We start from the raw sequence: 13,220 nt of genomic DNA on the forward strand, positions 1-13,220 counted from the left end.
ACCACCTTGATTATCTATAGCCTGAAAGATTTGGTTTACTAAAGGATTAAAAACAAACTTATTTTTCACCTTGTAACTCCAAGATAATATCTCTTAATTCCATTGCTCGTTCGAAATCAAGGATCTTAGCAGCATCTTTCATTTGTTTTTCTAATTCATGGATCATTGCCTGCTTATCCTTCTTGCTGGCACGGCGACCTTTTTTAACTAAGCTGGCAGCATCATCAATGGCTTCCTGACCATGAATAGCTTCACGAATTTCTTTGTGGATCGTAGTTGGAATAATATTATGTTCTTGATTATATTTATTTTGAATTTGACGACGCCGATTGGTTTCTTCAATTGCATAACCCATTGACTCCGTTATTTTATCACCATACATGATTACCTTACCATTACTATTACGAGCTGCTCGACCAATCGTTTGAATCAATGAACGTTCACTTCGTAAAAAGCCTTCTTTATCAGCATCTAAGATACAAACTAAACTTACTTCTGGTAAATCTAATCCTTCTCTAAGCAGATTGATTCCCACTAAAACATCATATTTTCCGAGTCTTAGATCCCGTAAGATCTCCGTTCTTTCTAATGTCTTAGTATCGCTATGTAAGTAGGCTACTTTAATTCCTAATTCTTTTAAATAGGCACTTAAATCTTCGGCCATTCGTTTTGTAAGAGTGGTAATCAAGACACGTTCATTTTGTTCCTGACGAAGTTTAATTTCATTGATAATATCATCAATTTGATCTTTGGTTGGACGTACTTCAATGATTGGATCTAACAAACCAGTAGGACGGATGATCTGTTCAACTACCTGATGATTTACTTTTTCTAATTCATAATCACCAGGTGTAGCGGAAACATAAATTGCCTGATTGATCAGTTTTTCAAATTCATCAAACTGTAATGGTCGATTATCTAAAGCACTAGGTAACCGAAAACCATATTCAACTAAAGTTTCTTTACGCGAACGATCGCCATTAAACATTCCTCTAATTTGTGGTAACATAACGTGACTTTCATCAACGATCAATAAAAAGTCTTTAGGAAAATAATCCAATAATGTATATGGTCTTTGTCCTGGGTTTCGACCATCAATATGCCGTGAATAATTTTCAATTCCCGGACACATTCCTACTTCTCTTAACATTTCAACATCATGTCTAGTTCGCTGTTCTAAACGTTCGTATTCCAATAATTTATTTTCTTGTTTAAAAACTTCTAGACGCTCTTCTAATTCGGCAGTAATTGTATCACAGGCTTTTAATGTTTGTTCCTTCGTTGTAACATAACCATAAGCAGGATAGATCGTATATGTTTTATAGACCCCTAAAACATGTCCCGTAAGAGGATCAACTTCGCTGATTCTTTCAACGGTATCGCCAAATAATTCAATTCGAATTAAATAGTTTTCACTATGTCCAGGGACAATTTCAATTACATCACCACGAACTCTAAAAGTCCCTTTAGTTTGTTCAATATCATTACGCTGATATTGACGGTCAACTAAATAAGTTAATAATTCACGGCGATCAATATCTTGATCAACGCGCAAAGAAAAAATCATTTCTTTATATTGTTGAGGGTTTCCTAAACCATAGATTGAAGCAACTGAAGCTACTACGATTACATCATCACGTTCAATCAATGAATTCATAGCAGCACTTCTAAGCATTTCAATTTCATAGTTAGTTTTAGCATTTTTATCAATATATAAATCCCGTCCAGGAATATAAGCTTCTGGCTGATAAAAATCGAAGTTAGAAATAAAATATTCAACCCGATTTTCTGGAAAGAACTCTTTTAGCTCTGAATATAGCTGTCCCGCTAATGTTTTATTATGAGCTAAAACTAAAGTTGGTTTTTTCGCCGCAGCAATAACATTAGAAACCGTAAATGTCTTTCCCGTTCCCGTTCCTCCTAATAATACTTGCTCCTTTTTACCAGCTTCTATTCCTTTTAATAATTGTTCAATTGCACTAATTTGATCTCCCATTGGTTTAAATGGGGAAACTAATTTAAAATCTGGCATAAAAACACCTCCTATGTCCTCTCTATTATAACAAGAAACATGCAAACTTAAAAGAATTATGCCCACTACTATCCTATCTATGCTAGGATAAATACATAAAAAATAACTATGATCTTAAACCATAGTTATTTTACTAATTCCATTAACTTTTGATATTGATAATCGTTTTCAAAAGCACTGGCATAAATTAATACTTTTGCTTCTAAAATTTGACGATCACTATCACTATAAATTCCATCAGCGTTTAAATGATTATCTTGTTCAAACTGTTTTAAAGCAGTTTCACTTTGGCTTGAAAAATAACCATCATCACGATCACAAGGATAACCTAAACAATTCAACATTTTTTGCATCGCAGCCACTTGGCTGGCAACACTATCATATTGTAAATCAGTTTCTAAACTCTTAGAAGTAATTTCACTAGTATCAACATTACTTACATTATAATCTGGCGTTAAACCTTCACCATTGATCCACTTACCGCTTGGAAGCAACCAGCGGGCATAAGTATATTTCAATACGGAACCATCACTTAGCTGCTTTTGCGTTTGGGCGGTTCCTTTACCATAAGTTTGATCACCGACTAATTTATAACCTAATTGTTCTTGTAAAGCGCCAGCAACTACTTCAGAAGCCGATGCCGTATCCCCGTTTACTAAAATATAACCATTTATAAAATTATAAGTTTCACTATCATCAGCGTAATATTTTTCAACCGAACCATTTTTCGATTCCATCTGGAATAATAATTTATCTTTTTCAAAAAACAGGCTTAGTACATCCTGAGCAGCCACTAAATAGCCACCACCGTTATCACGCAAATCAATAACTAAAGTATCTAAGTTAGCTTCACTAAAAGTTTCCAATGCTGCTTTTAGATCTTTGGCTGTTGTGGTTCCAAATGTATTTATTTGCACATAACCAAATTGTTTATTATTATTGGTTCTAATTTCACTGCTTACGGCACTATCAATATTTTCACGATTTACTTTGATATCGATTTTTTCGTTATTACGAAGAACAGTCAAAGTAACGCTGGTATTTTCATTACCGCGAACTAAATTAGATATTTCACTAACATCTTTACCGGCAACATCTTTACCATCAACACCACAAATTATATCACCAACTTGTAAACCTGCTTTTTTAGCTGGGGTATTATCATAAACTTCAATAATGATTGATCCTTGACTAACGGCTCGCTGAACGACACCAATTCCCACATAATTTCCATCAACACTTTGATTAAATGCCTTAGCTTCATCAAAAGTAAAATATTCACTATGTTTATCTCCAAGCGAAGCAACTAATGCTGCAATGGTATTACCTTGAATATCTACATCTTCATCACTAGTGTTATACCAGTTATCTTCTAAAATTTGATAGGCTTCGTTAATTACGCTGTTTTCATTAGTATTGTTAGTATTACTAAGACTGCTCCCTTTAGCAAAATAACCAGATACAAAACCGATTCCCAAGCAAATAATCATACAAATTATAAAGACAGTTTCTTTATAATGATGTTTCTTACGAGGTTTATTTACTGGTGTTTGATTTTGGGGTGGGCGAATAAAATCTTCCATTTAACCAATCAAGCTGACTAAACTCGACTGCCTCCTTTCGTCTTTCAGGTAGTCATCATCCTGACTTATTATAAAACCAGTTTAGCTATGTTAAACTCTTCTTCACAATTTATTATTCTAGCATAAACTCTAAATATTTTTTAGTAAAAAATAAAAAAGATTATAAAATAATATGTGATTTATAGTTAAAAGAAAAAATTGGATAAATGTATATCCAATCTTAACTTAAAAATTCATCAATTCCCTTAACGATCCCCGTTACAATTTTATCTTGATAACTGCTATCAATCAGCTGCTTTTCTTCACTAGGATTTGATAAAAACCCCATTTCGACAATCGTTACAGGAACCTGACACCAGTTGATCCCACTCATCGTATCTGTAATGATCACGCCACGATTATTGCTGCCTGTTTCATCACAAATATGGTCAACTACGCTTTTTGATAACTTTTGACTAGCGCTAGCAATATTAGCACAATATTTATTTGATGATGATGGTGCCATCGTAAGTGTACCTTTGGCACTGCTTGAATCATCACTATTACAATGAAGCCGGATAAAAGCTGCTGCATTATTAGCATTAGCAATTGCTGCTCTTTCACTATTGGAAATATTTACATCCTGGCTAGTGCGTACCATAATTACCTGGTAACCTTTAGCTTCTAACTTCTCTTGTAATTTAAAGGCTACTTCTAAATTGATTTCGGACTCCAGTTTTCCAGTTGTTGTCCCTGTCGCTCCGGTTGTTACTTTTGCCTTAGTTTCACTGGCACCAGGACCAATCGGTTCTTTTTCGCTATTTCCATAACGCTGATGCCCGGCATCAATAACAATAATATTAGGGTTTTCAACTTTTTCCTCTTTTGCAACTGCCCCTTCCTGTTCTTGTTTTTTGGCTTTTGATTTAACTGGTTTTGCAGTTGTCTGACAGCCGGAAATCATTAATATAATGAGAAAAAAACATAATAACTTTTTCATAATTCCTCCCGCTTTTCCCTCATTATAACATAATTTAATTATTTATGATAAAATCTAATTGATTAATAATAATTTCTTTTAAAGTATTACAGCTATGATCAAATTTCTTTTGATCAACATCATTTAATGGCAAACTAATAACTTTGACAATTCCCTGGCGATTAATGATTGCTGGTACACCAATATATAGACCATTATGATGGTATTGTCCTTCTTGATAGGCAGATACTGTCAAAACAGCATTTTCATCAGACATAATGGCTTTAATAATTCTTTTTAATGATAACCCAATTCCATAATAAGTAGCATTCTTTCGTTTAATTATCTCATAAGCTGCCTGTCTTACTTCCACATATATTTTATGCATCTCGTTCATATCAATATTCATTTCAACGATATATTCCATCATACTTTTACAGCCAATATAAGTATTCATCCAAGGTACAAATGAAGAATCACCATGTTCCCCTAAAATATAAGCATGAATATTCGTTGATGCAATATGTAAATACTCACCTAATAAATAACGTAGTCTAGCGGTATCTAAAATTGTTCCACTGCCAATGACACGATTAGCTGGTAATTTAGATACTTCTTTTACGACATACGTCATTAAATCAACAGGGTTACTGGCAACAATAATAATACCATCAAAACCTGATGTCATAATTTGATTAGTAATCGATTTCATGATCTTTGCATTGATTTCCGTAAGCTCTAAGCGTGTTTGTCCGGGTTTTTGGGCAGCTCCTGCCGTTATAACAACGATATCACTATCTTTGCAATCTTCATAATTGCCGACTTTTACTTTCATACTAGTTTTACTATAAGGCAAACCATGAACCATATCCATTGCTTCACCACGAGCTTTTTCTTCATCTAAATCAATTAAAACCAGTTCATCGACATCACCCGTATTTAATAAAGAATAAGCCATCGACATTCCTACTAATCCGGTTCCAATTAAAGCAACTTTTTTTATATCTTTATTTTTTTGCATCTCAAAATCTCCTTTAGCTATTAATCATTGTTGCCAAAGTTTAAAAAAAGATACAAAAAAGACGATAAATATTATCGCCTGATAGATTATTTAAAAATTGTAATCAAGATATAGCCGATTGTCAAAGCAACTAAATAAGAAATTAATAAAATCTTAAACGTATCTTTTTTATTTTCATTATATCTAATTAAAGCTAAAGTTCCTACCCCGGCACTAGTTGTTAGTCCGGTAACCAAAGCCCCAAAACTTAATCCGCCTGCTACATAAAGCTGCGTTAAAATGACTGAACCCGCACAATTAGGGATAAAGCCAATAAGTCCGGCTACAAGAGGCTGGAAGATCCAGTGAGTTTGTAATAAATTAGTTAGCGTTGCTTCTCCAACCATTTCAACTAAAACCGTAAAAACAATATTAGTTAATAAAATGAAAATAAAAGTAGTGATTGTATGGCGAATAGCTGGTAACCAGATACTTTCCTGACAGCCACATTCACATGGTTCTACCTGAAGATATTCATAATCATCTTTTCCTTTATGATTAAAACCATCAACAATGATTCCAGTAACCGTTCCTAGAACAATTTTTAAAACGATCAAAATAATCATCATGGTCCATAAATTGGGATGGGCTACTAAAATGGCTAAAGCCTCATCACTTGTAGCCATAAAGATCGATAATAATGTTCCCATGGTTAGATAACGCATCGAATATAATCTTGAAGCCACCACTGAAAATCCACATTGCGGTATACTTCCTAAAATTGCACCAATAAACGGACCAACTTTTCCAAACTCCATGATTTTGTTTAATGCATTTTGATTAGATATATGTTCAACTATTAAATATGCCAGAAATAAAACTGGTATACTCATTAGTGATTCTTCAATCGGTTCAATTAATAACTCCATAAACTCCTCCTTTTTATAGTTCACTAGTCTAACACAATCATTTGATTTTTCCAAATAATATTATCATATTTTATTATTACCCATTGTCGCTAAAATAAAAATTAGCTATAATTTTTATAACAAAGGACTAATAAAATGAAACAAATAGAACAAACAAAAATCAACCAAATAAAATTAATCGTTTGTGATTTAGATGGTACTTTACTTAATCATCATAAACAAATCAGTTTCAATACTGTTAATTACTTAATCAAACTGCAACAAAAACATTACACTCTTGTTTTAGCAACCGGCCGTTTTTATTATGAATTAGAACCTTATATCAAACAGTTAAAAATGCGTGAATACGGTGGCTATGTGATTTGTTGTAATGGATTATCAGTATATGAATTAGCCAGCAATAAAATACATGAGTTTAGTTATTTAGAAACAAATGATCTAAATCAGCTAATAGCACTTAGACAAAAGTTTAAAGTAAATCTAAGAGCCAATTATCAAAATCAATATCAGCATCTTGTAAATTCTTGGATTTATCCATTTACACCACTAATCAAGCTTGTTTTTAAGCGATATTATGATCTTGTTTTTTATCATGATTTTAAGCAAATCAACTGGCAGCGATTGGGTAAATTATGTTTTTTAGCGTTTCCTAAAAAACTTGATCAAATAGAAACAGAAATTAATCACCGTTTTAAAAATCAATATCATCTTTATCGTACTGGTTCGATGTGTATTGAATTAGTGAAAAATGATGTTAGTAAAGACAATGCCGTTAAATATGTATGCCAACAGTTAAATCTTTCATTAACCCAAGTCTTAGCTTTTGGTGATGGCGGTAATGATGAAAAATTATTAAAGCAGGCGCAAATTGGAATTACAATGAAAAATGCCTTACCACAAACTTTAGCTAAAGCTCGTTATGCTTCATTAAAAACTAATGATCAAGAAGGTGTATTGGATTGCCTGCAAAGATTATTCCCCTTAGATAATCAAGAAATGTAAAGGAGATGAAAACAGTGTTAATAAGTGATCGATTGCATGAAAAAACAAATTTTACTAATGTTGAAATTAATATTGCTGAATATTTATTAGAAAATCAAGATCATATTAAAAATCAAAGTGCCCATTATATCGCTAATCAGCTTTATACTAGTCCATCAATGATAACCCGTTTTTGTCAAAAAATTGGTTATCAAGGTTTTAACGATTTTAAAGAAGCTTATTTACAAGAAATTGCTTATTTAAAATCTCATTTTGATACCATTGATCCTAATTACCCCTTTAAATACAATGATAAAAATATCGTTGTTGCCAACAAAATCGGTTCTTTATATCATGAAATAATCGATGATACATTAGTCTTACTTGATCATGACAGTTTACAAAATGCAATCAATGCTTTAAAACAAAGTCAAGTAATTTATCTCTATTCAGCTGGAGTTCAGGCGGATTTAGCTAAAACGTTTAAAGATAAGATGTTGAAAATTGGTAAAAACGTTGTGGTGGAAACACGCATGAATGAAATTTTTTATCGGGCTTTATTTGCCGATAAAAACGATTTATTCATCATTATTTCTTATTCTGGTGAAGTGGAGTCTTTATTGCGTGGGGTTGAAAAACTAAAAGAACGAAATATTCCAATCATTGCAATTACTAGCTATGGTAAAAATTCTTTATCAAAATTAGCCAGTCACGTTTTATATGTTGCTTCTAAAGAAAAATTAGTCAATAATTTAGGAAGTTTTAGTATGAATTTAGCGACTTTATTATTACTGGATATTTTGTATGTTAATATTTTTAATGATGATTTTAAATCTCATCAGCAGCAAAAATTAACAGCTACTAAAGGTTTTGATCTTTACCGTAAATCTGATAATTCTTTAATTGAAGATGATTAAATTATTACCTAGGTAATAATTTAAAAACAAAAAACTATCCGCAGATAGTTTTTTTTACGATAATCTTTGTTTAAAATCCTGATATCCAAATTCTTTGATTAGACGTAATTGATTGCCTTGTTTTAAAACAATACTTGGTAAGTTCATCCCATTAAATGTATTATTTTTTACCATTGAATAAATAGCCATATCTTTAAACCATAACTGCTGACCTATTTCTAATGGCTGATCAAACGAATAATCACCAATAATATCACCAGCTAGACAAGTTGGCCCACCTAAACGATAAGTATATGCTTTTTTATTGGGCAAATCACTATCAATAATATCAGGACGATAAGGCATTTCTAAAACATCGGGCATGTGACAAGCAGCTGAAGTATCAACAATGGCAATATCCATGCCATTATGAATGATATCAAGCACGCTAGTAACTAAAAATCCCGCATTTAAAGCGATTGCTTCACCTGGTTCCAAATAAACTTCAACTTGATATTTAGCTTTGATTTCATTAATGATCTTGATTAAACGTTCAAGATCATAATCTTTTCTAGTAATATGATGTCCACCACCAAAATTTAACCATTTCATTTGGCCAAGATATTTACCAAATTTAGCTTCAACAGCCTTGATTGTCGTTTCTAAATCATCACTATTTTGTTCACAAAGAGTATGGAAATGTAATCCCTCAATTCCTTCTAATAAGCTTTCATCGAAATTATCGATCGTTACTCCCATTCGTGAGTACTTGGCACAAGGATCGTAAATTTCATGATCTTGCTGGGTTGAACATTCGGGATTAATGCGAATTCCACAAGAAACTTTTTTTTCTTTAGCTAAAGTACGATACCGTTGCCATTGATTAAACGAGTTAAAAACGACATGATCGCAAATATCCATGATTTCTTCAATTTCATCATCGCGATATGCCCCGCTATATACATGGTTTTCTTTTTTCATTTCTTCATAGCCGAGTTTTGCTTCAAATAAACCACTTGCGGTCGTACCGTCTAAATATTTACCAATTAGTGGATAAACACTAAACATTGAAAAACATTTTTGAGCTAAGAGAATCTTACACCCGGTTTTTTCTTTAACTTTGCGAAGAACTTTTAAGTTTTCGATTAAAAGTTCTTCGTCAATTAAATAATACGGCGTTTTCATTAATCCACCAATACTGGATTAAAGTTTTCAATCCATGGTAATCCCCATTTATTTAAAGCATCCATAAATGGATCAGGATCAAATTCTTCAACATTATAAACACCAGGTTTTTTCCATTTTTCTTGTAATAATAACATTGCACCAATCATTGCTGGTACACCAGTAGTATAACTTACTGCCTGACTACCAACCTCTTTGTAACATTCTTGATGATCACAAACGTTATACAAGTAATATGTTTTATCTTTTCCGTCTTTTTTACCTTGGAAAATACATCCAATATTTGTTTTACCAACTGTACGAGGTCCAAGACTAGCTGGATCTGGTAAAACAGCTTTTAAAAATTGTAATGGAATAATTTGTTTTCCTTCAAATTCGATTGGTTCAATTGAAGTCATTCCCACATTTTCTAAACATTTTAAATGAGTTAAATAACTTTGACCAAAAGTCATAAAGAAACGAATTCTTTTAATTCCCGGAATATTAATTCCTAATGATTCTAACTCTTCATGATGTAATAAATACATATCTTTTTTACCAACTTGATCAAAATCATATTCACGTTTAATTTCCATTGGTTTTGTTTCCACCCAATGACCATCTTCCCAGTAACTTCCATTAGCTGAAACTTCACGAATATTAATTTCAGGATTGAAATTAGTCGCAAATGGGTAACCATGATCACCACCATTACAGTCTAAAATATCAATATAATTAATTTCATCAAATTGATGTTTTAAAGCATAGGCACTAAAAACACCAGTAACGCCTGGATCAAACCCACAACCTAAAATTGCAGTTAAACCAGCTTGTTCAAATTTTTCGCGATATGCCCATTGCCAACTATATTCAAATTTAGCTGTATCTTCAGGTTCGTAGTTGGCCGTATCAATATAATGACATCCCGCAATCAAGCAGGCATCCATAATTTTTAGATCTTGATAAGGAAGGGCTAAGTTTAAGACAACTTCTGGTTTAAAATCTTGCATTAAAGCCACTAATTCATCAACATTGTTGGCATCAACTTTAGCTGTATGAATAATTGTTTTTGTTTTTCCTTGTAATTCTTCTTTTAACTTATCACATTTACTTTTTGTTCTTGAAGCAATCATAATTTCTTCAAATACATCACTGTTTTGACAACATTTGTGGATGGCAACTGATGCAACACCACCACAACCAATAATTAACGTTCTTTTCATTTATTTTTCTCCTTTATTTATCGCTAATAATAATTCTCTAAGTACTTTACAAGCTAAAGCAGTTGAAGCCCCGCTAGGATCATAAACTGGTGCTAATTCATTAATATCCATAGCTACAACATTTAACTGACTAACTTTTAAAATAGCTGCTAACAATTCCATAAAGCTAACCCCGCCAGCTTCTGGGGTTCCTGTTCCGGGGAAAAACCCAGGATCTAAAACATCGAGATCAATCGTAAAATAAACAGGATAGCCCTGGCATTCGTTTATTGCTTTATCTAAATTATCAAAATTAAATTTATTTAAAAAAGTATGTTCTCTTGCAAAATAGAACTCTTCTCGTTCACCGCTACGAATTCCGTATTGATAGATCTTATGATCACCAACTAAATCATAAGCTCTTTTTATTACCGAAGCATGTGATAATTTTTCACCTAAATACTCTTCTCGTAAATCAGTATGCGCATCAAAGTGAATAATTCGTAATTCGGGATATTTTTCAACTGCTGCTTCAATCGCTCCTAAACTAACCAAATGTTCGCCACCAATCATACATGGTATCTTATTGGCTGCTAAGATTTTAGCTGTTGTTTCTTTGATCATATCTAATGCTTTACGTGGAGCGCCAAAAGGTAATTCCAAGTCACCGCCATCAAAAACTTTAATTTCTTCTAAATCTTTATCTTGATAAGGACTATAAGTTTCTAAACCAAATGATTCTTTGCGCATCGTTGTTGAAGCAAATCGCGTTCCTGGTCGAAACGATGTTGTTGCATCCATGGGTGCGCCAAAAACCACACATTTTGCTTCATCAAATGAAGCATCTAAACCAATAAATGTTTCAATATTTTTATTCCACATCTCTTAGTAACTCCTCTACATAATTAGGTAATGCAAATGATCCGACATGAATTCCAGTATTATAATACTTTGTTTTCATCCCACGAGCATTCCATTTTGTTTTTTGGAAATCTTTGATTGGATGGTATTTTTTCGAAGCAAAGCCAAATAACCAGTGTCCCGATGGATAGGTTGGAATATGAGCCTGGTAAACTCTAGAAATCGGAAAACTTTCAACGATTCGTTTATGCGCCCGTTGCATTGCCTGAGCATCAACTGCATAAAAAGGACTTTCATGCTGATTAACCATAACTCCTGTTTCATTTAAGGCTTTATAACAGTTACCATAAAATTCTTTAGTAAATAATCCTTCACCCGGTCCAAATGGATCAGTTGAATCGACAATAATCAAATCATATTCATTTTCTTTACTGCGAACAAATTTCAATCCATCCTGATAATAAATATTTAAGCGCGGATCATCAAAACAACAGGCTGTCGTTGGTAAATATTTTTTACTCACTTCGACAACTAATTCATCAATTTCAACCATATCAATTGTTTCGATTGTTTCATAACGGCATAATTCACGAATCACACCACCATCACCAGCTCCAATAACTAATACCTTTTTTACATTTGGTAATACTGCCATGGGAACATGAACGATCATTTCATGGTATATAAATTCATCTTTTTCTGTCAACATCATATAACCGTCTAAAGCAAGAAAACGTCCAAATTCTTTGGAATCGAAAATATCAATTCGCTGGAATTCACTTTGTCCACTAAATAGCTGACGATCTACTTTAATTGAAAAATTAACACCATTGGTATGGCGTTCTGTAAACCATAACTCCATTATTATTTCCTTTCTACTAATACATTTAATTTATTTATTTCCATATCTTCAGGTCCAGTCATAAAGCACCCTTTTTCTTTGGCGTATTTGATATAATCTAGAATCTCTTTAGTGATTCTTTCACCTGGTGCTAAAATTGGAATTCCTGGTGGATAACACATAACAAACTCACTGCATACCCGATCAATACTATCATCTAAAGCTACTGATTCTTTGTCACCATAAAACGCCTGTTGTGGTGAAATCACGACCTCAGGATTAATATATTCATGATCTAACATACCACTGCGGTCTTTTTTAAAACGGCGCCGAATTTCTGATAAAGCCCCAACTAAGCGTTCAATATTAGCTTCACTGTCACCTACTGAAATATAAGCTAAAACATTACCGATATCACCAAATTCAATTTGAATCCCATATTCATCGCGTAATAAATCATAAACTTCAATTCCAGCTAAGCCAACATCTAAAGTAAAGATTGATAATTTGGTAACGTCAAAATCATAAACACTATCACCATTGATCAACTCACGACAATAAGCATAGTAATCACCGATTTGATTAATTTCCTCTCTAGCATAACGAGCTAAAGAACGTACTTTATGAAATATCTTTTGACCATTTAAAGCTAGATTTTTTCGTGACATATCTAAACTTACCATTAATAAATATGATCCACTAGTTGTTTGGGTCAAATTAATTACTTGACGAACATAATCAGCATTAACATTAGGACCTAAAAGCAAAAATGA

Annotated in this window: 11 protein-coding genes and 1 pseudogene; 2 read left to right on the top strand and 10 right to left on the bottom strand. The window is 32.8% G+C overall.

The features are described 5' to 3' along the window. Window positions 1-58: 58 nt before the first annotated feature. The 5 genes from uvrB to J7M77_RS03315 all read right to left on the bottom strand — a co-directional run bounded on the left by uvrB (window position 59) and on the right by J7M77_RS03315 (window position 6,502). On the bottom strand, window positions 59-2,032 hold the full coding sequence (uvrB, locus tag J7M77_RS03295) for an excinuclease ABC subunit UvrB (RefSeq protein ID WP_296875971.1): 1,974 nt from the start codon (window positions 2,030-2,032) through the stop codon (window positions 59-61). A gap of 125 nt (window positions 2,033-2,157) precedes the next feature. Next, window positions 2,158-3,615: a S41 family peptidase gene (locus J7M77_RS03300; RefSeq protein ID WP_296875973.1), complete on the bottom strand. Its 1,458-nt coding sequence runs from the start codon at window positions 3,613-3,615 to the stop codon at window positions 2,158-2,160. 220 nt (window positions 3,616-3,835) lie between these two features. After that, on the bottom strand, window positions 3,836-4,594 hold the full coding sequence (locus J7M77_RS03305; protein WP_296875975.1) for an N-acetylmuramoyl-L-alanine amidase: 759 nt from the start codon (window positions 4,592-4,594) through the stop codon (window positions 3,836-3,838). Between the two features lie 34 nt (window positions 4,595-4,628). Continuing rightward, window positions 4,629-5,594 carry an L-lactate dehydrogenase gene (locus tag J7M77_RS03310; protein ID WP_296875977.1) on the bottom strand — a complete coding sequence of 322 codons (966 nt, stop codon included), beginning with the start codon at window positions 5,592-5,594 and terminating at the stop codon, window positions 4,629-4,631. Window positions 5,595-5,680: 86 nt separating this feature from the next. Further along, the gene (locus J7M77_RS03315) at window positions 5,681-6,502 is read right to left on the bottom strand and encodes a putative manganese transporter (protein WP_296875979.1); all 822 of its coding nucleotides are present in this window, start codon (window positions 6,500-6,502) and stop codon (window positions 5,681-5,683) included. A 135-nt stretch (window positions 6,503-6,637) separates the two neighbouring features. Here J7M77_RS03315 and J7M77_RS03320 point away from each other — a divergent pair, with 135 nt between their 5' ends. Together J7M77_RS03320 and J7M77_RS03325 are read left to right on the top strand one after the other, a co-directional pair. Further along, window positions 6,638-7,504, top strand: a complete 867-nt coding sequence (locus J7M77_RS03320) for an HAD family hydrolase (RefSeq protein ID WP_296875981.1) — start codon at window positions 6,638-6,640, stop codon at window positions 7,502-7,504. A gap of 14 nt (window positions 7,505-7,518) precedes the next feature. After that, window positions 7,519-8,400: a MurR/RpiR family transcriptional regulator gene (locus J7M77_RS03325; protein WP_296875984.1), complete on the top strand. Its 882-nt coding sequence runs from the start codon at window positions 7,519-7,521 to the stop codon at window positions 8,398-8,400. Between the two features lie 54 nt (window positions 8,401-8,454). On the opposite strand, the gene nspC is transcribed toward J7M77_RS03325, so the two are convergent. The 5 genes and pseudogenes from nspC to J7M77_RS03350 all read right to left on the bottom strand — a co-directional run. Then, the gene (nspC, locus tag J7M77_RS03330) at window positions 8,455-9,564 is read right to left on the bottom strand and encodes a carboxynorspermidine decarboxylase (protein ID WP_296875986.1); all 1,110 of its coding nucleotides are present in this window, start codon (window positions 9,562-9,564) and stop codon (window positions 8,455-8,457) included. Then, a complete protein-coding gene (locus J7M77_RS03335) occupies window positions 9,564-10,766 on the bottom strand; it encodes a saccharopine dehydrogenase family protein (RefSeq protein ID WP_296875988.1) in 1,203 nt (400 codons plus the stop codon). The genes nspC and J7M77_RS03335 overlap by 1 nt, the downstream gene beginning before the upstream one ends. After that, window positions 10,767-11,627 (bottom strand): agmatinase, encoded by an 861-nt coding sequence (speB, locus tag J7M77_RS03340; RefSeq protein ID WP_296875990.1) that lies wholly within the window; start codon window positions 11,625-11,627, stop codon window positions 10,767-10,769. Continuing rightward, a complete protein-coding gene (gene speE / locus J7M77_RS03345; RefSeq protein WP_296875992.1) occupies window positions 11,617-12,468 on the bottom strand; it encodes a polyamine aminopropyltransferase in 852 nt (283 codons plus the stop codon). Before speE ends, speB begins: the two co-directional genes overlap by 11 nt. Window positions 12,469-12,470: 2 nt before the next feature. Further along, window positions 12,471-13,220 (bottom strand): annotated as a pseudogene (locus J7M77_RS03350) (arginine decarboxylase); the annotation flags it as partial.

It is taken from the genome of Thomasclavelia sp., from assembly GCF_017889095.1.
Classification (GTDB): Bacteria; Bacillota_I; Bacilli_A; order Erysipelotrichales; family Coprobacillaceae; genus Thomasclavelia.

Coding starts and splice junctions, on each gene's coding strand:
- uvrB (WP_296875971.1), bottom strand. CDS start 2,032: ATGCCAGATTTTAAATTAGTTTCCCCATTTAAACCAATGGGAGATCAA.
- J7M77_RS03300 (WP_296875973.1), bottom strand. CDS start 3,615: ATGGAAGATTTTATTCGCCCACCCCAAAATCAAACACCAGTAAATAAA.
- J7M77_RS03305 (WP_296875975.1), bottom strand. CDS start 4,594: ATGAAAAAGTTATTATGTTTTTTTCTCATTATATTAATGATTTCCGGC.
- J7M77_RS03310 (WP_296875977.1), bottom strand. CDS start 5,594: ATGCAAAAAAATAAAGATATAAAAAAAGTTGCTTTAATTGGAACCGGA.
- J7M77_RS03315 (WP_296875979.1), bottom strand. CDS start 6,502: ATGGAGTTATTAATTGAACCGATTGAAGAATCACTAATGAGTATACCA.
- J7M77_RS03320 (WP_296875981.1), top strand. CDS start 6,638: ATGAAACAAATAGAACAAACAAAAATCAACCAAATAAAATTAATCGTT.
- nspC (WP_296875986.1), bottom strand. CDS start 9,564: ATGAAAACGCCGTATTATTTAATTGACGAAGAACTTTTAATCGAAAAC.
- J7M77_RS03335 (WP_296875988.1), bottom strand. CDS start 10,766: ATGAAAAGAACGTTAATTATTGGTTGTGGTGGTGTTGCATCAGTTGCC.
- speB (WP_296875990.1), bottom strand. CDS start 11,627: ATGTGGAATAAAAATATTGAAACATTTATTGGTTTAGATGCTTCATTT.
- speE (WP_296875992.1), bottom strand. CDS start 12,468: ATGGAGTTATGGTTTACAGAACGCCATACCAATGGTGTTAATTTTTCA.